Consider the following 25,907-nt stretch of genomic DNA (forward strand, 5'->3'; position numbering starts at 1 on the left):
GGTGTGACGGCAAGGGCCGCTACGTCCCGCGCGGAGGCGCTTCCGCGCAGAGGGGCCGGTCGCCCGACCGACCGCCGCGCTACCCCTCGCGGCCGCGGTCGATGGCGGCGCCGATCTCGCCGACCCGGTCGGCGAGCAGCCCCATCGCGCCGATCGCCCTGGTCAGCGGATCGTCGTCCGCTCCGCCCAGCGCGCGTCCCCGGCGGTACCCCTCCTTGACCTCGGCCCAGCGGGCCCTCTGCCCGGGGGTCATCACCCCGCGCAGCTCCGCCAGTTTCAGCAGGTTGGCCTCGGCGTCCGACGTGAGCGTCTGCGCCTCGCCCAGGTAGTGGTCGTCGATGACGGCCTCCACCTCGGCGTCGTTCATGACCGGCACGATCTTCTCCGCGAGCCGGTTCATGTTCCGGTACGACCCCTGCAACCGGAACGGCGGCTCGGTGCGCGCGTCCTCGGACTGCGCCGCCGACGCGATGTAGGCCCGGTTGTTGGCCATCACCACCTCCTGCACCCGCAGCAGTTTGCGCAGGACCGACACGATCCGGTCCACCTCGACCGCCGAGTACGGGTGCGCGAGCTGGTCCGTGCCCACCGAGTCGTCGCCCTGCGCCATCCGCACGAACCGGTACACGTCCTCCCGCTCGCGGGTGGACAGCGGCGCCAGGGTGGGGTTGGAGGTGAGCGCGTTCTCGATGTAGCTCAGCGAGAACAGCTCTTCCTTGCCCGACAGCACGTCGCCCAGGTTGTACACGTCGGCGCGGTTGGCCAGCATGTCCGGGATCCGGAACCGCTTGCCCTGCTCGGTGTAGGGGTTGCCGGACATGCAGACCGCGAACCGCTTGCCGCGCAGGTCGTAGGTCCGGGTACGCCCGTTCCACACGCCCTCCATGCGCCTCTGGCCGTCGCACAGCGAGATGAACTTCTGGAGCAGCTCCGGGTTCGTGTGCTGGATGTCGTCCAGGTACAGCATGGTGTTGCCGCCCATCTCCAGGGCGAACGAGATCTTCTCGACCTCCTGCCGCGACGTGGCGTCGGGCGCCTCCGCCGGGTCGAGCGACGTCACCGCGTGCCCCAGGGCGGGCCCGTTCACCTTCACGAACACCAGCCCCAGACGGCTCGCCACGTACTCCATGAGCGTGGTCTTGCCGTACCCGGGGGGCGAGATGAGGAGCAGCAGGCCGCTCTGGTCCGTGCGCTTGTCGTCACCGGCCGCGCCCAGCTGCTTGGCCAGGTTGTCGCCGATGAGCGGCAGGTACGACTCGTCCAGCAGGCGGTTGCGGACGAACCCGCTCATCACCTTCGGCCGGTACTCCTCCAGGCGCAGGCGCTCGCGCTCCGCGGCCACCAGCTCGTTGCGGCGCCGCTGGAAGTCCCGGTACGCGGGCACCTCCTCCAGCCGGAACCGGCGGGTGCGCGGCAGGATCTCGTCCAACCGCACCTCCAGGGACCGCTCGCGCACGCGCGGGTGGGCCCCCAGGATCCCGCCGACCGTCTCGGCCACGGCGGCCGACGACTCGTACCGGTCCGCGCCGGACCCGGTCAGCTCGATCGCCGCCGCCTCGGGGAGGTCGCCCGGGTCCACCCCGTCCAGGGTGCCCGCGAACGCCTCCAGCCACGCCGACACCAGCTGGTGCCGGGCGGCCAGGTCGCCGTCGAGCTTGCGCAGGTCCTCCGCGAACGCCGCCCGCGTGGTCTCCCGGGTGCTGCCCAGGGTCCGGTGGAACCGGTCGAGCAGCCTCCGCGCGCCCGCGCCCGACACGAACCCGCGCTCGGCGGGGGAGTCCGCCGCGAGCTCCTCGAACAGGTACTCGCCCACCAGTTCCAGGTCGGCGTCCTGGTGCAGTCCGCTGTCGGTCAGGAAGGCGTCCACGGCCCCCGCCAGCTCCGTGCGCAGCCCGTCGATCGCCGCCGACCGCCGTGCCCCGAACACCGAGCGGGCGCGGGCCAGCGACGCGGCCCGCACCGCCCACGCCGACCGCCGGTCCTTCCCGGCCCCGAACGCCCAGAACAACTGCGCCGCGGCCCGTGCCGCGCCCGGGTACCGGAGCAGTCCGGCGCCCGCGCGGAGCCGCAGCAGGGCGGACAGCACCTTCGCGGCGTCGTGGTCGTGCACGCCCCGCTCGTAGCCCTCGTCGTACCGGGCCTCGGCGGCCTCGCGCACCAGCCCCGCCAGGCCGGCCCCGTCCGCGTCCAGCTCGGCCTCGCGCAGCCGCTCCAGCGACAGCCCGTCCGCGCCCTCCTCGGCGGCGGCCAGGATCGACGTCGCCAGGAACTCGGCCCGGTACACCTCCGGGCTCTCGGAGACCAGCAGCCGGTCCCACAGGCGCCGGGTCCGCCCGAAGGCCTCGTCGGTGACGGGCTCCCGGAAGTCCGTGCCCGTGATCGCCACCGACATCCCACCGCCGTGCGGGGTGAGCGTCAGGTCGATCGGCTGGGTGTTCACCGCGAAGCGGTGCCTGCCCAGCCGGATCGTCTCCCCGCCCGCGCCGCGCTCGTACAGGTCGGTGCGGTCCCGGAGGGTCCTGCCGGCCTCCTGCCGGGCGGCCGCGATCCGGCCGTCCAGCTCCTCCGCGCGCACGGTGTCCCCGAGCGCGCGCATCTCCTCGGAGGTGCGGCGCAGCCGCGCCACCATCGCGTCCGACGCGAAGTAGGTGTTGACGTCCTCCAGGGTCGCCAGCGTCGCGACCCTGCGGTTCACCCCCTCCAGTACGCGTGCGGCCGACGACGCCAGGCGGTCGGCCCGCCGCGCCCGCTCGTCCACCAGCGACTGCTTGCGGGTGGAGAACGCCTCGTACACGTCCTCGCGCTTGTCCGACAGCTCCCCGAGGAAGTCGTCGAACTCCGCGAACCGCGACTCCAGGTTCTCCAGCTGGAGCATGATGCGCCCCAGTTGCTCGTCGCACCGCTCGGGGGAGTCCGCCGCCGCCAGCGCGCCCGTGACGGCCTGTCCCAGCAGGGCGAACTCGGCCGCGAACTCCGCCCGCCCCTCCAGGGCCAGCAGTTCGGTGCGCCGGGCCTCCAGCGTGGCGCGCGCCCGGTTGATCCCGGCCAGCACCTCGCTCACCCGCTCCAGGATGCGGGTGCGCACCTTGGCGTCGCCGATGTCCAGGGAGCCGACGACCTCGGTGACGACCTGGAGGCCCTCGGTCTGCTCGGCGATGCGCTCGCCGACGGCCGTGGCCGCGCTGACCGCGTCGATGGTCTCGGCGTCCGCGACCAGCCGGTCCACCTCGGAGTGGTACCCGGCGAACGCGTCGTCCTGCTCCAGGAACGCGACCGTCCGGCGGCCGACCGCCGTGATCTCCTCGCCGATCCTGCCGTCCAGGGCGTCGAGGCGGGCGGTGTCCGCGTACCGCGTCTCGCGCAGCGTGGCCGCCTGCCCCTGGGCGCGGCGCAGCCCGGTCAGCAGCGCCACCCACCCCTCGGCCGACCGCGGGGCCTCGCCCCGGGCCGTGCGGACGAGCGCGGCCGCCCGGTCCTCGGCCCCCGCCAGCGCCTCGGCCGCCTGGCGGGTGAGCGCCTGGACGGTCTCGAACTCCTCCAGCACCCGCCGGGCGGTGTCCTGCACCTCCGCCAGCGGCGTCGCCAGGTCGCCCAGCTCCTCCTCGCCCAGCCAGTGGAACCGGTCGAGCGCCCGGCGGCACGCGGCGATGAGCGCCTCGAAGACCTCCGTGGAGGGGCGCATGTCGGTGGTCATCCGCGCCACCGACAGGGCCTCGGACACACCCCTCACCAGCTCGGCGTTGCCGATCCGCTCCAGGGGGCCGGTCCCCGCCGGCTGCGCCGCCGCGTACACGTCGGACACGTACGGGGTCTGCCACACCTGCATCGGATGCACCCGGGTCGGCTCGCCCGAGTCGCTCCTGAACACCGTCATGGTGCCGTCGTCGAACAGCGAGTACCCGTGGCAGACGACGGGGTTGGCGACCTCCTTGCGGATGGTGTTGTACGGCAGCAGGAGGCTGCGGCCGTCCGCGCGGGAGTGGAAGACGTACAGCACGTCCTCGCCGTTGGGCGAGCGCACCACGCGCTCGAACTCCAGGTCGGTGACGTCGGTGTCGAACGTCCGCGCCGCACCGGTGGCGAGGTAGTAGCCGCCGGGGAAGATCAGCCCCTGGTCGTCGGGCAGCCGCTGGCACGCCTGGCCGATGCCGTCGAGGCGCTCCACCTCCTTGGTGCGGGTGTTGAAGACCAGGTGGCGCCACGCGGTCTCGTTGTACGGGAGGACGCGCAGCAGGATCAGCGCGCCCACCCTCGCGTACGACACGGAGGCGTCGGCCAGGCTCTGGAGCGGTTCGTCCACCGGCTCGCTGTAGACGCCCTCGCCGACCTCGGTGTTGTTCTCGACCTTGATGGTGAGGTCGCCGCCCACGGTCTCGACGAACAGCTCGTCGAGGACGGAGATGTGCGGGTGGCGGCCCTGCACGTGGTCCTCGCGTGTGGTCTCCACCCACGTGAAGTCGTGCGACGGCGGGAACACGTGGTCGCGTTCGCCGCGGTCGTCGAGGTAGGCGATCCCACCCGTGGGCTCCACCGACCACCGCAGCACGCGCACGTCCTCGGTGCGCGGACCGGTCTGGAACACGGCCAGCAGCCGGTCCTCGATCCGGCGCAGCTGGAGCAGGCGGGCGTCGCGGTAGTAGCGGTAGAGCTTCGCGAAGTCCTGCCGGAACGCCTCGTCGGGGAGCAGCCCGGGAACGGCGTCCCCGGCGGCGTCGGCGAACGTGAACCCGTCGCCGCCGTGCTCGTACCGGTGCAGCGAGAACACGTCGGAGACGTGCGTCTCCCGCTGCATGCCGATGAAGACGTTGTAGCCGAACAGGATCACGTCGTCGGCGCCCGAGCCGCCCACGCTGACGATGTCCCGGGGCACGCAGTTGTGCTCGGTGCGGATGCGCTCGGTGCCGAGGAGCGTCATCTCGGTGCCGCCGAACACCTCCAGCCGGCGGGCGTTCAGCTCCTCGGTCCGCCGGGCCAGCTCGCCGGACTGCTCGCGCAGCCGGGCGCGGAGCACCTCGTAGGCGCCCGCGTCCAGCGACTGCGCGTCGGCGGCGTCCGGCCCGGCGCCTTCGCTCTCCTGGGTTCCGGTCTCGGCCACGGAGGGCTGCCTCACCGCTCGGCGCCGGCGAGGGCGGCCGCGGGCAGGTGGTCCACCCCGAGGGAGCGGGCGGTGCCGAGCAGGCCGTTGAGCTTGTCGGTCTGCGGACCGCCGGCGCTGATCAGCTTGAGCAGCAGAGCGGACACGGTGAGGTTCTTGACGTCCTCGGTGTCGACCGAGGACAGCACCTTGCGGATCGACCCGCCGAAGTCGCCCTCGCCGTTGAGCCAGCCCGAGCCCAGGGCCTGCACCGTCTCGGAGTTGTTGACGAACCCGTCGACCGACCTGCCCAGGCCGATGGCCCCGACCATGCGGTCGAAGAACGCCCCGTCGCCGCCGACGATGTTGATGTCGGCGTTCTCCAGACCGGTGGCCAGGACGGTGGCCTGTGCCTCGGCGACCTCGCGCTGGACGTTGATCCCCGCCAGGCGCACCTCCTTCTCGGCCTCCAGGCGCAGGCGGTACTCCTCGTGCTCGCGGCTGACCTGGTCCAGGGCCGCCATGGCCTCGGCCTTGTCGGTGAGGCCGGCGGCCTCGGCGCGCAGCTTCTGCTCGACGGCCTCGGCCTCGACACGGGCCTTCTCGCGGGCCACGACGGCCTCGGCGCGGCCGACCTTCTCGATGGCCTCGGCGTCCTGGTGGCGGACCTGCACCTCGGCCAGGCCCGCGGCGGCGGCCTCGGCCTGCGTGCCCTCGGCCAGGCGGATCTTGGCGCGGGTGTCCAGCTCGGCGGCCTGCTGGCGGGCCTCGGCGAGGGTGAGCTCCTCGGCGGCGCGGTGCTTGGAGGCGGCCTCCGCGGCCTCGGCGGCCTTGATGTCCTTGACCAGGTTCTCCTGGGCCTCGGCCTCGGCGTGGATGATGACGGCCTGGCGCTGGCGCTCCGCCTCCTCGACGGCCCGCAGGCGCTTGATGGCCTCCTCCTGCTCGGCCACGGTGCGGTCCACGGCGATCCGCTCGCGGACGACCTCGGCGACCTCGCGGCGCTCGGCCTCGACCTCCTTGTCCTTGGAGATGCGGCTCAGCTCGGTCTCGCGCTCGCGCCCGATGACCTCCAGCATGCGGTCCTTCTCGATGCGCTCGCTCTCGATGGCGATGACGCGCTCGCGGTTCTTCTCGGCGACCGCGATCTCGCGCTGCTGGTTCTGGGTCTGGACGCCCAGCGCCTCGTAGGTGCGGATGTTCGCCGTCTCGGCCTTCAGGCGCTCCTCGGCCTGAACGCGGGCGGTCTCCGCCTCCTCGCGGGCGCGGATGATCTCGATCTCGCGCTTGGCCTTCGCGGCCGCCTCCTCGCGGCGCTTCTCCAGCTCGGCGAGGGTCTCGGCGGTCTCGGTGTTCTGCCGGTCGAGTTCCTTCTTGCGGTCGTTCTCGAACTCGTTGGTGCGCTTGTGCTCCTTGGCGGTGCGCTCCGTGATCTTCGAGATGCCCTGCGCGTCGAGGATGTTGTTGCTGTCGTGCTGGTGCAGCGGCGTCTGCTCCAGCTCGTCGATGGCGACGTCCTCCAGGCTGTAGCCGTTGAGGTCGGTGCCGATCAGGGAGACGATCGCGTGGCGGAACTGCTCGCGGTGGGTGAACAGCTCCTCGAAGTCGAACTGCTTGCCGACGGTCTTGAGGGCCTCGGAGAACTTGGAGTTGAACAGCTCCTGGAGCGTGTCCTGGTCGCTGGCGCGCGCGGTGCCGATCGACTTGGCGACCTTCTTGACGTCCTCGGCGGTCTCGTTGACCCGGACGTAGAAGTACACCTTGATGTCCGCGCGGATGTTGTCCTTGCAGGTGAGACCCTCCCGCCCGCGCCGGTCGAGGGTCAGCGTCTTGAGGGAGATGTCCATGATCTCGGCCTTGTGCAGGACCGGGAGGACGATCGCTCCGGTGAAGGTGACGTGGACGTCCCTCACCTTCGAGATGATCAGGGCCTTGCCCTGCTCGACCTTGCGGAAGAGGCGCGTGACCATCAGCAGCAGGGCGAGGAGGACGACCAGGCCGACGGCCACGGCGACACCGACGGTGAGGAAGGCCGCGTCCGCCGCCTCCTGGCCGTTCGTGGTAGCACTCAGCAACACGTGGGGGACTCTTTCCGCGAGTGGCGTACGGGGGAAGCGAGCGTTTCGGGGGGACGGGACGGCTGCGGGTGGCCGCCCCGGGGAGGGACGCTCGTACACATGGGACGCGGGCCCATCCGAAACGGTTCCGTTCCGACCGGCCCGCCCCGTTCGGGAGGGGCCCGCCCGGGAAAGGCGGAGCCCCGGGGCCGGGGGCTCAGGGCCGGTCGGGGTCCAGCGCGGCGTCGAAGCGCGTGACGAGGAAGACGTCGCCCTCGGGGCTGTGGTCGAAGATCAGGGCCGTGCTGCCCAGCGGCAGGACCTCGCCGCCGGTGGTGCGCACCGGGATGGAGATGGACGCCCCGCCCGCGGTGGTGATCTCGGCCCGGCCGAAGGACTCGTCCGCGTCGCCGATGCGGATCACACAGGTGCGCCCGACCAGTTCGTGCTTGGAATCCTCGGTGCGCCGGGGGAGGAACCGCTGGAGTGACATGACCAGTCCGCTGGTGACCGCCCACGCGGCGACGAGCGCGATCAGCAGGACCACGGCGCCGAGCACCAGCAGGAGGGGGGTGGACGCGGTGTCCAGGAGGTTGGTCATGATGCCTCCGATCATGCTCACGAACCAGGCGACGCAGACGAGCGCGGTGAGCGCGACCGTGACCGGGACGCCCGGCCGTCGTCCGCCGCCCTCGACGGACGCCTTCGGCGCCGTTCCTCCCAGCCCGACCCTGCCCATGAAGGCGCTCAGGCCCACGGCGTCGCCGTCGGCGTCCACGCCGTCGAGGAGGTCCAGGTCGGCGGCGCCGACCGCGACGAACAGCCAGTAGCCCGCGACGACGACCAGTGCGGGGGTGAGCAGCACCGTCGGGAACCCGAGGGCGGTGTCCAAGAACAAGCCCACCCGAACCGCCCCCTCGCTCCGCGACCGCCGCCCGGCGCGACCGTGCCGGAACTCTACCGAACGGCCCGGGTCGGGCTCCGGGGCGGTCACCGGTATGACCGGTTGTGGCCAGGGGGCGGGGGGAGGGCGCCCCCGGCCGCGGGGCGGGCGGCGGCCCGTCCGGAGGCGGACCGTCCCGTGCGCGGCGAGCGGTCGCGGATTCCGCGGTCATCCCCGCCGTTCCGGGTAGTAAGGCATGGTGAGGCGGATCGACGAGACCGGGGCGGCGGCCCGGGCGGGACTCCCCGAAAAAAGTCGGAGAAAAGTTCGGCCGCCGTGTCGATCCCCCGCCGTTCCGTTCGACGTGTAGACGAGAGCGGGGGAGAGAGGCTCCTCCGCCGCACGGGAGGCGAACACCATGCGCTACATGATGTCGATCATGTCCGACCCGCAGGCCGAGGCCGACACGGAGATGACGCCGGAGATGTTCCAGGCGATGGCCGACTACAACGAGGAGCTGGTCAAGGCCGGCGTCCTCCTCGCCGGCGACGGCCTGGCCCCCTCCGAGGAGGCGACCCGGGTCACCTTCTCCGACGGCCGGACGAACGTCACGGACGGCCCCTTCGCGGAGGCCAAGGAGTTCATCGCCGGCTACTGGATCCTCCAGGTGTCCTCGCACGAGGAGGCCGTGGAGTGGGCCAGGCGCTGCCCGCACGGCGACACCGGCGAGATGAGCCTGGTGCTGCGGCGCATCATGGGGACCGACGACTTCGGCGACGAGATGCCCGAGGAGCTCAAGGAGCGCGAGCGCCAGATGCGCGCCCACAACGAGCACGAGGCCTGAGGGGCCGGTTCGTCCGGGCTTGCGGTGGTGTGGCTCATGGTGCTGTCATTGGTCCGTGAGCCACACCGACGCAACCCGCGCGGTCGAGGCGGTCTGGCGCATCGAGTCGGCCCGCCTCGTCGCCGCGCTCACCCGCATGGTCGGCGACGTCGGCCTCGCCGAGGAGTTCGCCCAGGACGCCCTGGTCAGCGCCTTGGAGAAGTGGCCAGACGAGGGGGTTCCCGACAACCCCGGCGCGTGGTTGACCACCGTGGCCAAGCGGCGGATGCTCGACCGCTGGCGGCGGGACGAGCGCTTCCAGAAGCGGATGGCCGACCTGGGCCGCGACATCGCCGGGCACGACGGACAGGCCGAGTTCGACGCCGTCCTGGAGGAGGACTACGGCGACGACCTCCTCAAGTTGATGTTCGTGTGCTGCCACCCCGTGCTGTCCACCGAGGCGAGGGTCGCGCTCACCCTCCGCCTGCTCGGCGGGCTCACCACGGAGGAGGTCGCCCGCGCCTTCCTGGTGCCGGAGTCCACCGTCGCCCAACGCGTCGTGCGCGCCAAGCGCACGCTCGCCGCCAGGCAGGTGCCCTTCGAGGTACCGGTCGGGGCGGACCGCGACGCCCGGCTCGCCTCCGTCCTGGAGGTCGTCTACCTGGTGTTCAACGAGGGCTACGCCGCGACCTCCGGCGGTGACTGGATACGCCCCGAGCTGTGCGACGAGGCCATGCGCCTGGGAAGGGTGCTCACCGCGCTGCTGCCGGGGGAGCGCGAGGTGCACGGCCTGGTCGCGCTGATGGAACTGCACGCCTCGCGGTTCCGGGCCCGTGTCGGGCCGGGCGGCGAGCCCGTCCCGCTCGCCGAGCAGGACCGCACCCGCTGGGACCGCAGGCTCGTCCTGCGGGGGTTCCGGGCGCTGAGGCACGCGCTCTCCGCCGACCCGGCCGAACCGCGCGGCCCCTACGCGCTCCAGGCGGCCATCGCGGCCAAGCACGCCCAGGCCGCGGCAGTGGAGGACACCGACTGGGCCGGGATCGCGGGGCTGTACGCGGAGCTGGCCGCGGTCACCCGGTCCCCGGTCGTCGAACTGAACCGCGCCGTCGCGGTGTCCATGGCGGACGGGCCGGGACCGGCGCTGGACATCGTGGACTCCCTGAGCGAGGCCGGGGTCCTGGACGGCTACCACCTCCTGGCCGCCGTGCGGGGCGACCTGCTGCTGCGCCTCAGGCGCCCGGACGAGGCGCGGGAGGAGTTCGAGCGCGCGGCGGACCTCACCCTCAACGAGCGCGAGCGCGACCACCTCCGCGGTCGCGCCGTCTCCTGCGCGGGCTGACCGCGGCGCCCGGGCCGGGCCCTCCCCGCGGCCGGTGACCCGGGCGGAGCCGGAGCCCCGGACGGAGCCGGGGGCCGGGCCGAACCGTGCGGCGTGCCCCGGGCCACGCCGGCGCATCCGGTCATTTCCGGTTCTGCCGAGAGCAGTCACCTCTGGCGTGCCGGGGCGCGGGACGCCAGACTCCTCCCCATGAGACTTCTCGTACTGGGCGGTACCGAGTTCGTGGGACGAGCCGTCGTGGAGGACGCGCTGGGACGCGGGTGGGACACCACCGTGTTCCACCGGGGGACCCGGCCGGCGCCGGAGGGCGCCACCGTGCTGCACGGCGACCGGCTGGCGGAGGGCGGGCTCGCGGAACTGGGGACGGGGGAGTGGGACGCCGTCGTCGACACCTGGTCGGCGGCGCCGAGCGCCGTGGCCGCCGCGGCGAACCTCCTCGCGGACCGTGCCGGGCACTACGCCTACGTCTCCAGCCGCTCCGTCTACACCTACCCCTCACCGGCGGGCTCCGACGAGGACTGGCCGGTGGTGGAGGGGGCTCCGGACGCGGGCGCCACCGACTACGCGAACGACAAGCGGGGCGGGGAGCTGGCCGCGGAGCGGGCCTTCGGGGACCGGGCCCTGTCCGTGCGGGCCGGACTCGTCCTCGGCCCGCACGAGAACGTCGGCCGCCTGCCCTGGTGGCTGAACCGCGTCGCCCGCGGCGGTCCGGTCCTGGCTCCCGGCCCGCGCGACCTGCCCCTGCAGTACGTGGACGCGCGCGACCTCGCCGCGTGGACCCTCGACGCGGCCGAGAAGGGCCTGGGCGGCCCGTACAACCTGGTGAGCCCGCCGGGGCACACCACCATGGAGGGGCTGCTGACCGCCTGCGCCGCAGCCACGGGCTCCGACGCGGAGTTCCGCTGGACCGACCCGGATGTCGTCGCGGAAGCGGGCATCCGGCCGTGGACGGACCTGCCGGTCTGGCTGCCGCCGGGCGAGATGCACGAGGCGCTGCACGGCGCCGGCGTCGCCAGGGCGGTCGCGGCCGGTCTGCGCTGCCGCCCGGTGGCCGAGACCGTCACCGACACCTGGGAGTGGCTGCTGTCCGTCGGAGGAGAGGCCCCGCAGCGCACGGACCGCCCGAGCCCGGGGCTGGACCCGGAGGTCGAGGCACGCGTGCTCGCCGCCGGGTGACCCGCGCGGCGCGCCCCGCGGGCGAGGCGGCGCTCCTCCGCCGGGAGCGACGGGGCGGCGTGCCCGCCGGTCAGACCGGCCGGGGAGGGCCGACGGCGCCCATGGTGGCGGCGGCCATCCGCAGCGCCAGGGGGAGTCCGCCGCAGTCGCCCGCGATCGCCGGGGCGGCCGAGGGGCCGGAGGCCGGCCCGGCGTCCCCGGCGACGAACCGGAACAGCTCGACGGAGGACTCCTCCGACAGCACGTCGAGCCGGATCCGGACCGCGCCGAACAGCGCCACCAGGTCGGGGAGGTCGCGGCGGCCGGTCACCAGGACCGTGCTGTCCGGGCCGCCCGGGAGGAGCGGGACGACCTGCTCCGCCGACGCGGCGTCGTCCAGCAGGATCAGCAGCCGCCGGTCGGCCGTCATCGAGCGGAACAGCTTGGCGAGCCCCGGGGCGTCGGCCGGCAGGTCGCGCGTGTCGGCGCCGAGGCTGCGCAGCAGCTGGCGCAGGGCGTCGTCGGGTTGCGTCGGAGCCTCGCCGCACGCGGATCCGCGCAGGTCCAGGTACAGCTGTCCGTCGGGGAAGTCCTCCCGCGCGGTGTGGCCCCAGTGCAGGGCCAGCGCGGTCTTGCCGACGCCCGCGACCCCCGTGACGAGGAACAGGGAGGCCCGCCCCTCCCGTCCGGCGTCGAGGACGGCGAGCTCCCGGTCCCGCGCCACGAACCCGCGGACGGCGTGGGGGAGCTCCGCCGGGCGGACCGACGGCCTGCGGCGGGCCGGCCCCTCCTCCCGCTCCGGGCTCAGGAGCCCCAGGTGGAGCCGCTGGAGCTGTGCGCCCGGGGCGATCCCCATCTCCCGGGCGAACAGGTCGCGCAGCGAGGCGTACGCCTCCAGCGCCTCGCCGGTGCGCCCGCACGAGTGCAGGGCGGACATGAGCAGGGCGACCAGGCTCTCCCGGGTGGGGTGCTCGGAGCAGAGGGTGCGCAGTTCGGGCACGGCGGAGGAGCCCCGTCCGCGTTCGACCTCCACCCCGTACAGCTCCTCCAGGGCGTACAGCCGCGACTCCTCCAGGGCGGGGCGCGCCTTCTCCTCCAGCGGCGCGGTGACCCCGCCGAGGGCCGGGCCGGTCCACAGCGCCATCGCCGAGCGCAGGGTCCGGGCGGCCTCGTCGCGGCGCCCCTCGGACCGGTGGACCCGGGCCAGGGCGACGAGCCGCCGGAACTCCTCCGCGTCGGTGGCCCCGGGGGCCGCCAGCAGCTGGTAGCCGTAGCTGTGCCGGACGATCGTCGCGGGGCCCAGGCGCTTGCGCAGTTCGTGGATGTGCACCTGGAGCTGGGGCCGGGCGCTGCGCGGCGGGTCGTCCCCCCAGACGAGGTCGACGAGCCTGTCGTCGGCGACCACCGTGTTCGGCCGCAGGAGCAGGGCCGCGAGGACGGTTCTGCGCTTGGGGCCGCCGAGTGCGACGCGCCGCCCCCCGGAGTGGGCCTCGACCGAGCCGAGCAGCCGGTACCGGATCACTGACAGGTTGGTCTGCACCCCGCGCCCCCTCGCCCCGCGGCGACCCCTGCGCCGCACGGCCGTGGCGGAGCATACGACACGCTGTGCGGCCCAGTCCACAGATCGTCGCGCATACACGCAACAGGTCCGGAATGCGCCAAATGTTGACCTGCGTCATCGGGTTTCGGCCGTAGGACGGCTGTGCTCACCGCCGGAGTGAAACCGGTACGGGAGTGATCCGGCGGAGCCGGGCGGCCCGGCGCCCGGGCCGCCCGAGCGGGGTCAGCCGCAGTTCGTGCCGCGCTTGCCGCCCTCGGTGCCGCTGATGCGGCCCATCCAGTCCACGCACCGCCCGGCCGCGTTCAGGTAGATCGGGCCCGCGTAGCTGGTGAAGTAGTCGCCCTCGTACACGTCCCAGTGGCCGCCCGCCGGGCTGATCGACAGGCCCGCCTCGATGATGACGGCCGCCCCCGCGGCGTTGCGCTTGGTGACCACGCAGTTGCGGCCGTTGGAGTTGTTGTAGGTCAGGAAGACCGTGCCCTTGGTCCCGACGGCGGCCGAGTTGACCACGGAGTAGCCGCTGCCGCACTCGCCCCCGTAGGTGGCCGCCGCGGCGGGCGCGGCCGTGGCGAGCAGGCCGGTCGCCGCGAGGCCCAGGGCGGCGGCGACGGAGGCGGTCTTGCGGAGGAGCTTCCTCATGATTCGTGTCCCATCGTGGGCCCGAGCGGATACGCGGAGTGCCGGACCGCCCCGGTCGGTCCCGTCACCGGGGCGCCCTTCGTGGTGCGGGTGCGGGGAGAGGCTGACAGAGGCCGCTTCGTGTCGGCTTCACCCCTGCTTGCGTCCCGCCCGGAGACCGGGGAGGCGGGCAGCCCGGCTTCGGACCGGCCGAGCCCTCGCTCGAACGGATGTCGTCGGTGCCGTACGACATGGACACCTGCGCCTTCCACGATCACGCATCGTCCGGTGGTTCGCCGCCCGGTGGGCAGAGGGGCTGCGGTGTGTCCCGGCCCGGGGGCGGACGCCCGCCCCTCCCGGGGCGTCCGGCACGCGGAGGGGGCCGCCCCCGGCCGGGGACGGCCCCCCACCGCCTGCGCTCCGTGCCCGTCCCGGCCGGGCCCCGCGGCCCCCGCGCGCGGGGGCCGGTCAGGCCGCGGGAGCGTCGCCCCCGCGCACGGTCACCCGCAGCTTGTCCGAGACGTCGTCCACGTCCACGACCGCCGTGTCGCCCTCGGACAGGGAGCCCGACAGCAGTTCACGCGCCAGGGGGTCGCCGATGGTGGACTGCACCAGGCGGCGCAGCGGACGCGCGCCGTAGTTCGGGTCGTAGCCCGTCAGCGCCAGCCACTCCCGCGCGCCCGGTGTGACGTCCAGGCCGAACCGCCGGTCGGCCAGGCGCCCGGCCAGCTTGTCCACCTGCAGGTCCACGATCCGCGTCAGGTCGGCCGTGGACAGGGCGTCGAACATGATCACGTCGTCCAGCCGGTTCAGGAACTCCGGCTTGAAGGTCGCCCGCACCACGTCCATGACGCGGTCCCGGCGCACCGACTCCTCCAGCGACTGGTCCACCAGGAACGGCGACCCCAGGTTGGAGGTGAGGATGAGGATCGTGTTGCGGAAGTCGACCTGGCGGCCCTGCCCGTCGGTCAGGCGGCCGTCGTCCAGCACCTGGAGCAGGGTGTCGAACACCTCCGGGTGCCCCTTCTCCACCTCGTCCAGCAGCACGACCGTGTACGGGCGGCGGCGCACCGCCTCGGTCAGCTGGCCGCCCTCCTCGTACCCCACGTATCCGGGGGGCGCGCCCACCAGGCGCGACACGGAGTGCTTCTCGGAGTACTCGCTCATGTCGATGCGCACGATCGCGCGCTCGTCGTCGAACAGGAACTCCGCCAGCGCCTTGGCCAGCTCGGTCTTGCCCACGCCCGTCGGCCCGAGGAACAGGAACGAACCCGTCGGCCGGTCCGGGTCGGAGATCCCCGCCCGAGCCCGGCGCACCGCGTCCGACACCGCCGTGACGGCGTCCCGCTGGCCGATGATCCGCGAACCCAGCTCGTCCTCCATGCGCAGCAGCTTGGAGGTCTCGCCCTCCAACAGCCGCCCGACGGGGATGCCGGTCCACGCGGACACCACGTCGGCGACCTCGTCGGCGCCGACCTCGTCCTTGACCATGGTGTCGCCGCCCTGGGGCGCCGCGCTCTCCTCGGCCTTGGACGCCTCCTCGACCTGCTTCTCCAGCTGCGGGATGTCCCCGTACATGAGCCGGGAGGCCTCGCCGAAGTCGCCCTCGCGCTGCGCCAGCTCGGCGCGCGTGCGCAGGTCGTCCAGCTGGCCCTTGAGCTCGCCGAGCCGGTTGAGCCCGGCCTTCTCCTGCTCCCACCGCGCCACGAGGCCGGTGAGCTGCTCCTGGGTGTCGGCGAGGTCGGAGCGGAGCCGCTCCAGCCGCTGCACGCTGGCCGGGTCCGACTCCTTCTCCAGCGCCATCTCCTCCATCTTCAGGCGGTCGACGGTGCGCTTGAGCTCGTCGATCTCCACCGGACTGGAGTCGATCTCCATGCGCAGCCGGGACGCGGCCTCGTCGATGAGGTCGATGGCCTTGTCCGGTAGGAAGCGGGCGGTGATGTAGCGGTCGGACAGGGTCGCGGCGGCCACCAGCGCCGCGTCGGCGATCTGGACCTTGTGGTGGGCCTCGTAGCGGCCCTTGAGCCCGCGCAGGATCGCGATCGTGTCCGCCGCCGACGGCTCGCCCACCATGACCTGCTGGAACCGGCGTTCGAGTGCGGGGTCCTTCTCGATCTTCTCCCTGTACTCGTCCAGGGTGGTCGCGCCGACCATGCGCAGCTCCCCGCGCGCCAGCATGGGCTTGAGCATGTTGCCCGCGTCCATGGCGCCCTCGGCGGCGCCCGCGCCGACCATGGTGTGCAGCTCGTCGATGAAGGTGATGACCCGGCCCTCGGACGCCTTGATCTCGGAGAGCACCGACTTGAGCCGCTCCTCGAACTCGCCCCGGTACTTGGCGCCCGCCACCATCGCGGACAGGTCCAGGCTGACCAGGCGCTTGCCGACCAGCGACTGCGGCACGTCCCCGGCCACGATGCGCTGGGCGAGCCCCTCGACGACGGCGGTCTTGCCGACGCCGGGCTCGCCGATGAGCACGGGGTTGTTCTTGGTGCGGCGGCTGAGCACCTGGACGACCCGGCGGATCTCCCCGTCGCGTCCGATGACCGGGTCGACCTTGCCCTCGCGGGCGCGCTCGGTGAGGTCGACGCCGAACTTCTCCAGCGCCTTGTAGGTGTCCTCGGGGTTCTCGGTGGTGATCTTCCCCGTCCCGCGCACCCGCTCGAACGCCTCCAGGAGCGCGTCGGGGGTCGCCCCCGCCTCGGTGAGCAGCCGTGCGGCCTCACCGCCGTCGGTGGCGAGCCCCACCAGCAGGTGCTCGGTGGAGACGTACTCGTCCTCCATCTGCTGGGCGCGCTGCGCCGCCGTGTTGATGGAGACGATCAGCTGGCGCGACGAACTGGGCGAGCTGACCGTGGACCCCGCGGCCCTGGGCAGGGCGCCGATGGCGGCCTCGACCTTGTCCTTGAGGGTGTCGGGGTTGGCGCCGACCTCCTTGAGCAGAGGACGGGTGATCCCCTCGGGCTGGTCGAGGAGGGCCGCCAGCAGGTGCGCGGGCTCGGTCTGGGGGCTGCCGTCCGTGGTGGCGCGGCGGATGGCCACCGACAGAGCCTCCTGGCTCTTCTGGGTGAGCTTGTAGTTCATGTCCGGTGACTCCTAGAAAAACTAATGTCACTCACAGTGATGATCAGTGGCCGGCCTCGGCCCCGGCGGTGGGGCGGACGTCCCTCAGTCCCGCCCGTTCTCCGTGCGGCCCCTCTCGGTGCCGCCGGTCCCGCGCTGCGGGCCCTCCTGCCCGGGACCGCCCTGCCCGGGGACCCCCGGTCCGGCGGCGCCCCGGCCCGGAGCGCCCGGCTGGCCGGGGGAGCCCGGCCCCGCGTCGCGGGGCTCCTCGTCGCCCCCGGCGGCCCCGAAGGGCTCGGCGGTGTTGAAGATGGTCACACGGGTCCGGCGCACCAGCTCGCCGCGGACCGCGGGCCCCGGCTCGGGGCGGGCGGGCCTGCCGCGCCTGGACACCGCCCGCCGGGCCGCCTCCAGCTCGTTCGCCACATGGAAGATCTGCTCGCGCAGCTGCTCGACCTCGTGCTGCAGTTCGAGGATCCGCTTGATCCCGGCGAGGTTGATGCCCTCCTCCTGGGACAGCCGCTGCACCTCGCGCAGCGTCTGCACGTCGCGCATGGAGTAGCGGCGCCCCCGGCCGGACGCCCGGCCGGGGGAGACGATCCCCAGCCGGTCGTACTGCCTCAGGGTCTGCGGGTGCATCCCCGCGAGTTCGGCGGCCACCGAGATCACGTAGACCGGGGCGTCAGCGCCGAAGGAGTCGTTCACGTCGTTCACGCACCCTTCGCCCGCGCCTCGAGTCCGTCACGCGGGTCGTAGTCGGACGTCGCGGCGCGGAACTTCTCCAGGGCCTCGCGCGCGTCCCCGCTGAGCGTCTTCGGCACCGCCACCTCGATCGTGACGAGCATGTCGCCCGCGGTGCCGTCCTTGCGGGTCGCGCCCTTGCCGCGCACCCGCAGCTTGTGACCGTTCTGCGTGCCCGGCGGGACCTTCACGGTCACCGGGAAGCCGTTGAGCGTCGGGATGCGGACCTCCGCGCCGAGCACCGCCTCGGGGAAGCTCACCGGCACGGTGATCGTCACGTTGTCGCCGCTCCTGCCGAACACCGGGTGCTCCTTCACGTGGACGACGACGTAGAGGTCACCCGCCGGACCGCCGTTCTCACCCGGCGCGCCCTTGCCCTTGATCCTGATCCGCTGGCCCTCGGTCACCCCGCCCGGGATACGGGTCTGGATGGTGCGGGTGCTCTTGCCGCGCCCGCTGCCGTTGCAGGTGGCGCAGGGGTCGTCCACGACCAGGCCGCGGCCCTTGCACTCGCTGCACGGCTCGGACAGCGAGAAGCCGCCCAGATTGGTGTTCTCGTGCCCGGTGCCGGAGCACTTCGGGCACATCCGCGGGGCCGTGCCGAGCTTGGCGCCCGTGCCCTTGCAGGTGGGACACGCCTCCTCGCTGGTCAGCTGGAAGGAGCGCGTGACCCCGTCGGCCGCCTCGCGGAAGGTCAGCGTGGTCTCGGTCTCGACGTCCGCGCCGCGCCGGCTGCGCGTTGCCCCGCCGCCCCGGCCGCGGTTGCCGAACAGGCCGCCGAAGATGTCGCTCAGGCGCTCACCGCCCGCGCCGCCACCGCCCCCGGAGGTGCCCTGGCCGAACAGGTCGCCCATGTCGAACCCGCCCGGCCCGGTGCCGCCGCCCGGGCGGTACGACCCCCCGAACAGCGATCTCGCCTCGTCGTACTCCTTGCGGCGCTTGTCGTCCGACAGGACGTTGTACGCCTCGGAGACCTCCTTGAAGCGGTCCTCCGCCTTGGGGTCGTCGGTGTTCGCGTCGGGGTGGCTCTCCCGGGCCAGCTTGCGGTAGGACTGCTTGATCTCGTCCTTCGAGGCGGTCTTTGAGACTCCGAGGACCTTGTAGTAGTCCTTCTCCAGGTAGTCCTTGGTGCTCATCGACTGGTGCCTTCTCCCCGCTGGTGCCGGTTGCGTCCGATGGTTCCACGTGACCCCGGCCCGTGGCGGGCCGGGGTCCGACTCCGGCCGTGACCGCCGCTCGCGCGGAGGTCACGGCCGGAGGTCACGGGCGTGCCCGCTACTTGCTGTTCTCCTCGCCACCGGACTCGGCCGCGGTGTCGGCCTCGTCCGCTCCGGGGGTCCCGCCGTCCTCGGCGGCGCCGGCCGGGGCCTCGCCGCCGTCGACCGGGTCCCCGACGACCACGCGGGCCGGACGGAGGATCCTCTCACCGATGCGGTACCCGGGCTGGAACACCTCGATCACCGACTGTACGGAGATGTTGGGGACCGGCACCAGGGTGAGCGCCTCGTGGATGTTCGGGTCGAACTCGTCGCCCTGGTCCGCGTAGCGCTCCAGGCCCAGCTTGGTGACGGAGGCCTCCAGGGCCTCGCCCACCGCCTTGAACCCGCCGTTGAGCTCGTCGTGGTCCCGCGCCCGGCCGATGTCGTCCAGGATCGGCAGGAGTTCGCCGAGGACCTGGGCGGTCGCCGTCTCGCGGACCGCGACGCGGTCGCGCTCGACGCGCTTGCGGTAGTTGGAGTACTCCGCCTGCACGCGCTTGATGTCGTTGGTCAGCTCGATGACCCGCTCGTCCGCGTTGATCGCGTCCGTGACCACGGATTCCGGAGTGTCCGGAATCTCGGGGAAGTCCTCCAGCTCGGCCTCGACGACGTCCTCGTCGGAGTCGTCCGGCGCGGCGGCGGGCTCCTCGGGGGCGGTGGCCCCCTTGGGCTCGCGGACCTCACCGGTCTCGGGGTCGATCCGGCGGTTGTCGCGGATCACCGGGCCCTGCTTCTCCTCACCGTCACCGGTGTCGGAGTTGTTCGTGTTGTTGTCCGACGGTGCCATGTCCGGCGTGCCCTCCTTCCTCGACTCGACCTGGGGCTCAGGACTGCTGCTGGTTGCCCTTGCCGTTGTCCTCGTCGACGATCTCGGCGTCCACGACGTCGGTGTCGTCGGCGGAGTCGGAGGCCGAAGCGCCGGCGTCGCCCTCGGCGCCGCCCTGCTGGCCCTGGCTGTAGATCGCGGAACCGATCTTCTGGCTGGCCAGCGCGACCTTCTCGCTCGCGGAGCGGATGGCCTCGACGTCGGTGCCCTCGAGTGCGGTCTTCAGCTCGGCCACCGCGGCCTCGGTCTCGGAGCGCACGTCCGCCGGGATCTTGTCCTCGTTGTCCTTGATGACCTTCTCGGTCTGGTAGACGAGGGACTCGGCGTTGTTGCGGACCTCGGCCTCCTCGCGGCGCTTGCGGTCCTCCTCCGCGTACTGCTCGGCGTCGCGGACCATCTTGTCGATGTCGTCCTTGGACATCGCGGAGCCGCCGGAGATGGTGACGGACTGCTCGCGGCCGGTGCCCAGGTCCTTCGCGGTGACGCTGACGATGCCGTTGGCGTCGATGTCGAAGGCGACCTCGATCTGCGGGACGCCGCGCGGCGCCGGGGGCAGGCCGGTCAGGTCGAAGACGCCCAGCTTCTTGTTGTACTGGGCGATGTCGCGCTCACCCTGGTAGACCTGGATCTGCACGGACGGCTGGTTGTCGTCGGCCGTCGTGAAGATCTCGGAGCGCTTGGTGGGGATGGTGGTGTTGCGCTCGATGAGCTTGGTGAACACCCCGCCCTTGGTCTCGATGCCCAGCGACAGCGGGGTCACGTCCAGGAGCAGGACGTCCTTGACCTCGCCCTTGAGCACGCCGGCCTGGAGCGCGGCGCCGATCGCCACGACCTCGTCCGGGTTGACGCCCTTGTTGGGCTCCTTGCCGCCGGTCATCTCCTTGACCAGGTCGGCGATGGCGGGCATACGGGTCGAGCCGCCCACCAGGACCACGTGGTCGATCTGGTCGACACTGATCCCCGCGTCCTTGATGACCTGCTGGAACGGCGTCTTGGTCCGCTCGACCAGGTCGGAGGTCAGGCGCTGGAACTCGGCGCGGGAGAGCTTCTCGTCCAGGTGCAGCGGGCCCTCGGCCGAGGCCGTGATGTAGGGCAGGTTGATGCCCGACTCGCTGGAGCTGGACAGCTCGATCTTGGCCTTCTCAGCGGCCTCGCGCAGGCGCTGCAGGGCCATCTTGTCCTTGGACAGGTCCACGCCGTTGGAGTTCTTGAAGCGCTCGACCAGCCAGTTGACGATCGCCTGGTCCCAGTCGTCGCCGCCGAGGTGGTTGTCGCCGTTGGTCGCCTTGACCTCCACGACGCCGTCGCCCACCTCCAGCAGGGAGACGTCGAAGGTGCCGCCGCCCAGGTCGTACACCAGGATGGTCGCCTCCTCCTCCTTCTCCAGGTGGTAGGCGAGGGCGGCCGAGGTCGGCTCGTTGATGATGCGCAGGACGTTGAGGCCCGCGATCGTGCCGGCCTCCTTGGTGGCCTGGCGCTGGGAGTCGCTGAAGTAGGCGGGGACGGTGATGACCGCGTCGGTCACGTCCTCGCCGAGGTAGGCCTCGGCGTCGCGCTTGAGCTTCTGGAGCACGAAGGCGCTGATCTGCTGGGGGTTGAAGGTCTTGTCGTCGATCTTCACCGTCCAGTCGGTGCCGATGTGGCGCTTGACCGAGCGGATGGTGCGGTCGACGTTGGTGACCGCCTGGCGCTTGGCGACCTCGCCGACGAGCACCTCGCCGTTCTTGGCGAAGGCGACGACGGACGGGGTGGTACGGGAGCCCTCGGCGTTGGCGATGACCGTCGGCTCGCCGCCCTCCAGGACCGCGACACACGAGTTCGTCGTACCGAGGTCGATTCCGACCGCACGAGCCATGGTTGCTTCCTCCGTCAAAGTTGAGTCGTTCAGGCGTAAGTTTGCTTCGTCGAGCGAGGGCTGTCAAGTCAGTTGAGTCGACCAGACTCAAGTTGGTTCCTACGCCCTGACAACGGCCGGACAAGCCGGGATGTTCCCGACCTGGGCACTCCCCACGAGGAAGATGGGGGAACCCCGGGACAACTCGGGGACATCCTTGACCTGGAAACCAGGGGAGGTCAGGGGCGTCCGGGGGTAATCCCGGCGGCTCCGGGCGGCGGGGACGGGGGCGCGGTTCCCCGCCGGGGGCGGGGCGTCCGGCCCGGCCGTCCACAGCCGCGGGTTCCCGGTTGCCCCCGCCTCCGCTGTGGCCCAACCTGGGATCGGGGGAGAATCCCGGTGGTCCCACCGATGCCCGGGGCGCCCGCCGGTGTCCGCGGTCCGCTACATATAGGGGAGGCGCGGTGTGTCCGGGGTCGTCCCGGACGCACGCCCGTGGTTCTGTTGCGTCGGCGCCCGCGGGCCTCGGTGCGGGCGGGCGCCGCGGCCCCGGTCCGCGCCGGAAGGGGCGCCCGCCGGGTCCGCGCCCGGCGGCGGGGCGATCCGGTGGCGGGCGCGCGATTACCCGCTAGTAACATAAGTTCCGACCGCCGGTGTGTGGCGCACCGGTCGACGAGAAGCAGGATGGGAGGCCACGGACGATGCATCCTCTGTACTTGACGCTGGGCATCATCACCTCGGTCTTCGCCGTGGTCGCGTTCACCATGTTCGCTCTGGCCGTCCGCCAGATCGTGCGAACCGTGGGTGTGGGCCGTGCGGTGGAGCCCGAGCGCAAGGGGCCGTTCGGACAACGGTTCACCATGACGGTCATCGAGATCCTCGGGCACGGGCGCATGCTCAAGCGGCCGTGGATCGGCGTCGCGCACTGGTTCGTGATGGTCTCCTTCCCCCTTCTCGCCTTCACGGTCGTGGAGGCGCAGGGCGAGGTCTTCGACCCCCACTTCACGCTGCCGGTCATCGCCGACTGGACGATCTACGGCCTGGCGATCGAGTTCATCGCCGGGACCAGCCTCGTCGGCATCCTGGGCCTGACCGCCTACCGGTTCGTCAACCGCCCCGCGCGGATCGGCCGCGCGTCCCGCTTCATGAACTCCAAGCAGTGGACCGGCTACTACGTCGAGGCCTACATCATCGGCCTGCTGTTCGCGATCTTCGTGATCCGCGGCTTCAAGGTCGCCTCCGACACCTTCCCGTTCCCGGTCTGGGCGACCCCGATCTCCCACGCCGTGGGCGCGCTCCTGCCCGGCGACCCGGGCATCGCCGACCCGGGCATCGCCCTGGTCGCCGCGTTCAAGCTGATCATCAGCTACGCGTTCTTCGTCGTGCTGGCGCTCAAGCTCACCATGGGCGTGGGCTGGCACCGCTTCATCGCGCCGGTCAACATCTACTTCAAGCGCAACGCCGACGGGAAGCCGACCCTCGGCGCCGCCAAGCAGATGATGGACAGGTCCGGCACCAAGCCCCTCGACTTCGAGGAGGCCGACCCGGACGAGGACCCGTTCGGCGCGGGCAAGATCGAGGACTTCACCTGGAAGGGTCTCCTCGACTTCAGCAGCTGCACCGAGTGCGGCCGCTGCCAGTCGCAGTGCCCCGCCTGGAACACCGGCAAGCCCCTCTCGCCCAAGAAGGTCATCCTCGACCTCCAGCGGCACGCGTACGAGAAGGCCCCGTACCTCCTCCAGGGCATCACCGAGGAGACCCTCGCCGAGAAGCCCGACGAGAGCCACGCGGGCGTGGACGTCCTCGCACTCCTCAACAAGCCGCTGGTCGGCACCGAGGAGGAGGGCGGCGTCATCCACCCCGACGAGCTGTGGGCCTGCACCAACTGCGGCGCCTGCGTCGAGCAGTGCCCGGTCGACATCGAGCACATCGACCACATCCTCGACATGCGCCGCTACCAGGTCATGGTCGAGTCCAACTTCCCGTCCGAGGCCAACACGCTCCTCAAGAACCTGGAGAACAAGGGCAACCCCTGGGGCATGGCCGAGGACCGGCGCATGGACTGGATCGCCGAGCTGGCCTCCCAGGAGAACCCGGTCGAGGTCCAGGTCGTCGAGGACAAGCTGCCCGAGGGCACCGAGTACCTGTTCTGGGTCGGCTGCGCCGGGGCGCTGGAGGACCGGGCGAAGAAGACCACCAAGGCCATCGCCGAACTGCTGGACATCGCGGGCGTCAAGTTCGCCGTCCTGGGCGGCATGGAGGCCTGTACCGGCGACCCCGCCCGCCGCCTGGGCATGGAGTACGTCTTCCAGATGCTCGCGCAGCAGAACGTGGAGACGCTCAACGACGCCGGCGTCACGAAGATCGTGGCCAGCTGCCCCCACTGCTTCAACACCCTCGCCAACGAGTACCCGCAGCTCGGCGGCACCTACGAGGTCGTCCACCACAGCCAGCTGCTGGCCAAACTGGTGGAGGAGGGGCAGCTCACCCCGGTCAACTCCGTGGACGAGAACATCACCTACCACGACCCCTGCTTCCTGGGCCGCCACAACAAGGTGTACACGCCGCCGCGCGACATCATGGCCCAGGTGCCCGGGGTCAAGACCCAGGAGATGCACCGCCACAAGGAGCGGGGCTTCTGCTGCGGCGCGGGCGGCGCCCGCATGTGGATGGAGGAGCGGATCGGCAAGCGCATCAACACCGAGCGGGTGGACGAGGCGCTGACCACCAACCCCGACACCGTCTCCACCGCCTGCCCGTTCTGCCAGGTCATGCTCGGCGACGCGATCAACGAGAAGAAGTCGCAGGGCGAGGCCAAGGAGACGCTGGAGGTCGTGGACGTCTCCCAGCTGCTCCTGCGCTCGGTCCGGGGCGAGGCGCCCAAGGAGGCCGAGGCCGCCGACGCCTGACCGTCGGCACGCGCTCCCGCCGTCGGCGGGGGCGGGGAGGGGCCGGGCCCGGGTCGCGGGGGGTCTCGCGACCGGAGCCCGGCCCCTCCGGCGTTCCCCGACGCCCGCGCAGCCCGCGCGGAGCGGCGCCGGGCAGTGCGGACGCCATGACGGGGTGTGCATGCCGGGTGCGGGTCGCGGCAGGGGCGGGGCCCGTCCGGCGGCGGGGAGGGCGCTCCGTGCCCGGGGTCGGGGTCGCCCGGCGGCGTCGTCCACGGCCTGTGGACAGTGCCCCGCTTCACCCCGACCCGACCCGCTCCGTGCGGCCTCGCCCCGATCCGCGTCGGCCGTGTCCGGCGCAGAGGCGCACGCGGCTCCGCGGTCCGGAGCCCGCGGGGTCCTCGGTCCACCGCCGGCCCGCCGCTCTCCGGGACGGGCCGGGCCCCGGGGGTCACGGGGCGAGGTGCTCGGTGAGGAATCCGTCGAGGGTGTGCCGGGTGAGCTGGCTCGCGAAGCCTCCCCAGTTCAGGTCGAACATGTGCTCCGCCCAGGGGATCTCCAGGTACCGGTGCGCGACCCCGGCCTCGTCCAGCCGGGCGGCCATGCGGCGGTTGTCCTCCGTGCCCAGGAACAGGTCGTGGCCCGACATGACCAGCAGGGTGGGCGGGCTGTCGGCCGACACCTGGTGGAGGGGGGAGATGAGTTCGTACTCCTCGGGGACCTCCTCCGGGGTCCCGCCCATCATCCGGACGGAGCCCTCGTCCAGGTCGTCGCCGACGGGGGAGTGGCGCTGCCGCCACGGCACCTCGGGGGCCCCGTCGGTTCCGTCGGCCACGGAGTACCAGGCCACGACCGCGTCCGGGGCCGTCTCGGGAACGTCGCAGCTCGGCGGGATCTCCTCCGCCGACGTGTACCCGGCGAGGAGCGCGAGCAGGCCCCCCGCGGACTGACCGGTGACGGCGATCCTGTCCGGGTCCGCCCCGTACTCCTCCGCGTGCGCGCGGGCCCAGCCGACGGCGCACTTGACGTCGGAGACGGGCGCGGACCAGTCACCGTCCGGGAAGTACCGGTAGTCGACGTCGAACACCACGCGACCGCCGTCCGCCAGCCACGTGTCCCAGCGGGGAAGGAGGCTCTGCGGCAGGTCGTCGGCGCCTCCGTGGACGTTCACCACGATGGGCAGTGGTGCGTCGTCCTCCCTCCGCTCCGGTTCCCACACGTCGAGGACCAGTTCCTCCGCGGCCTCGGGGGCGCCGCTGCCCGAGGGGTCGGCGATCTCCTCCCCGGACTCGTCGAGCCGCAGGTAGACGCGCGTCTCGGGTTCACGGTCGGCGCTGGTGGACAGGCCCGCGGTGTACTCGGCGAGGCTGAGCCGCGCGCCTTCGGCGCGCGCGGTGGACCAGATCGCGGCGGGGGGCACCAGGGCCGCGGCGAGCACGGCCGCGTTGGCCGCGGCGGCGACCGCCGCGAGTCGCCGCCCCCGACCGGCCGAGGGGCCCGGCGCCGGGGCCCCGTCCCGTTCCCGGGGGCTCCGGCGCCGGCCGCGGAACAGGACGGTGAGGGCGATCAGCAGCCCCGCGGCGGCCGGTACGGCGAACACCAGGCTGAACTCCAGCGCCAGCAGCGCGTACTGCCACGCGTCCCACGACGGCGGCGGCAGCAGCACGAGTGCGGCCGCCGCCGCTCCCGGAAGGGCGGTGATGCACGCGGCGGCGAGGGCGGCCCTGCGTCCGACGGCGGCGGCCGGCCGCCGGCCGGCGCCGCGTTCGTGTGGGTGGTCCATGCGTCC

15 protein-coding genes are annotated in these 25,907 nt (G+C 72.6%); 4 read left to right on the top strand and 11 right to left on the bottom strand.

The features are described from left to right. Positions 1 to 79: 79 nt before the first annotated feature. The 3 genes from ACWGL3_RS10235 to ACWGL3_RS10245 form a co-directional block, all read right to left on the bottom strand. Positions 80 to 5,095, bottom strand: a complete 5,016-nt coding sequence (locus ACWGL3_RS10235) for a DNA repair ATPase (protein WP_452461173.1) — start codon at positions 5,093 to 5,095, stop codon at positions 80 to 82. Positions 5,096 to 5,106: 11 nt separating this feature from the next. Further along, entirely contained in the window at positions 5,107 to 7,152 is a 2,046-nt protein-coding gene (locus ACWGL3_RS10240; RefSeq protein WP_267947639.1) for a flotillin family protein, read from the bottom strand. Between the two features lie 196 nt (positions 7,153 to 7,348). Continuing rightward, positions 7,349 to 8,035: a DUF1449 domain-containing protein gene (locus ACWGL3_RS10245; protein WP_267947640.1), complete on the bottom strand. Its 687-nt coding sequence runs from the start codon at positions 8,033 to 8,035 to the stop codon at positions 7,349 to 7,351. 397 nt (positions 8,036 to 8,432) lie between these two features. On the opposite strand from ACWGL3_RS10245, the gene ACWGL3_RS10250 reads away from it, so the two are divergent. The 3 genes from ACWGL3_RS10250 (at position 8,433) to ACWGL3_RS10260 (ending at position 11,352) form a co-directional block, all read left to right on the top strand. Then, positions 8,433 to 8,858, top strand: coding sequence for a YciI family protein (locus tag ACWGL3_RS10250; protein WP_267947641.1), 426 nt, complete (start codon positions 8,433 to 8,435; stop codon positions 8,856 to 8,858). 55 nt (positions 8,859 to 8,913) lie between these two features. Then, positions 8,914 to 10,176 carry an RNA polymerase sigma factor gene (locus ACWGL3_RS10255; RefSeq protein ID WP_267947642.1) on the top strand — a complete coding sequence of 421 codons (1,263 nt, stop codon included), beginning with the start codon at positions 8,914 to 8,916 and terminating at the stop codon, positions 10,174 to 10,176. Positions 10,177 to 10,365: 189 nt separating this feature from the next. Beyond that, positions 10,366 to 11,352 (top strand): NAD-dependent epimerase/dehydratase family protein, encoded by a 987-nt coding sequence (locus tag ACWGL3_RS10260; RefSeq protein WP_267947643.1) that lies wholly within the window; start codon positions 10,366 to 10,368, stop codon positions 11,350 to 11,352. A gap of 70 nt (positions 11,353 to 11,422) precedes the next feature. Here ACWGL3_RS10260 and ACWGL3_RS10265 read toward each other — a convergent pair whose 3' ends face one another. The 7 genes from ACWGL3_RS10265 to dnaK form a co-directional block, all read right to left on the bottom strand. After that, the gene (locus ACWGL3_RS10265; protein ID WP_452461174.1) at positions 11,423 to 12,871 is read right to left on the bottom strand and encodes a BTAD domain-containing putative transcriptional regulator; all 1,449 of its coding nucleotides are present in this window, start codon (positions 12,869 to 12,871) and stop codon (positions 11,423 to 11,425) included. Positions 12,872 to 13,114: 243 nt separating this feature from the next. Next, positions 13,115 to 13,531 (bottom strand): spore-associated protein A, encoded by a 417-nt coding sequence (locus tag ACWGL3_RS10270; RefSeq protein WP_267947645.1) that lies wholly within the window; start codon positions 13,529 to 13,531, stop codon positions 13,115 to 13,117. 447 nt (positions 13,532 to 13,978) lie between these two features. Beyond that, entirely contained in the window at positions 13,979 to 16,591 is a 2,613-nt protein-coding gene (clpB, locus tag ACWGL3_RS10275; protein ID WP_267947646.1) for an ATP-dependent chaperone ClpB, read from the bottom strand. 84 nt (positions 16,592 to 16,675) lie between these two features. Beyond that, on the bottom strand, positions 16,676 to 17,284 hold the full coding sequence (locus tag ACWGL3_RS10280; protein WP_276567182.1) for a heat shock protein transcriptional repressor HspR: 609 nt from the start codon (positions 17,282 to 17,284) through the stop codon (positions 16,676 to 16,678). Then, entirely contained in the window at positions 17,281 to 18,447 is a 1,167-nt protein-coding gene (gene dnaJ / locus ACWGL3_RS10285) for a molecular chaperone DnaJ (protein ID WP_267947647.1), read from the bottom strand. The genes ACWGL3_RS10280 and dnaJ overlap by 4 nt, the downstream gene beginning before the upstream one ends. A 139-nt stretch (positions 18,448 to 18,586) precedes the next feature. Next, on the bottom strand, positions 18,587 to 19,357 hold the full coding sequence (grpE, locus tag ACWGL3_RS10290) for a nucleotide exchange factor GrpE (RefSeq protein ID WP_267947648.1): 771 nt from the start codon (positions 19,355 to 19,357) through the stop codon (positions 18,587 to 18,589). A gap of 37 nt (positions 19,358 to 19,394) precedes the next feature. Then, positions 19,395 to 21,251, bottom strand: coding sequence for a molecular chaperone DnaK (dnaK, locus tag ACWGL3_RS10295; protein ID WP_267947649.1), 1,857 nt, complete (start codon positions 21,249 to 21,251; stop codon positions 19,395 to 19,397). Positions 21,252 to 21,931: 680 nt separating this feature from the next. On the opposite strand from dnaK, the gene ACWGL3_RS10300 reads away from it, so the two are divergent. Next, positions 21,932 to 24,139 carry a (Fe-S)-binding protein gene (locus tag ACWGL3_RS10300; protein ID WP_267947650.1) on the top strand — a complete coding sequence of 736 codons (2,208 nt, stop codon included), beginning with the start codon at positions 21,932 to 21,934 and terminating at the stop codon, positions 24,137 to 24,139. 430 nt (positions 24,140 to 24,569) lie between these two features. Here the strand turns inward: ACWGL3_RS10300 and ACWGL3_RS10305 are convergent, their stop codons facing one another. Beyond that, on the bottom strand, positions 24,570 to 25,901 hold the full coding sequence (locus ACWGL3_RS10305; RefSeq protein WP_344184125.1) for an alpha/beta hydrolase: 1,332 nt from the start codon (positions 25,899 to 25,901) through the stop codon (positions 24,570 to 24,572). Between the last annotated feature and the right edge of the window lie 6 nt (positions 25,902 to 25,907).

The sequence above is a fragment of the Nocardiopsis sp. NPDC055824 genome (genome assembly GCF_053616335.1).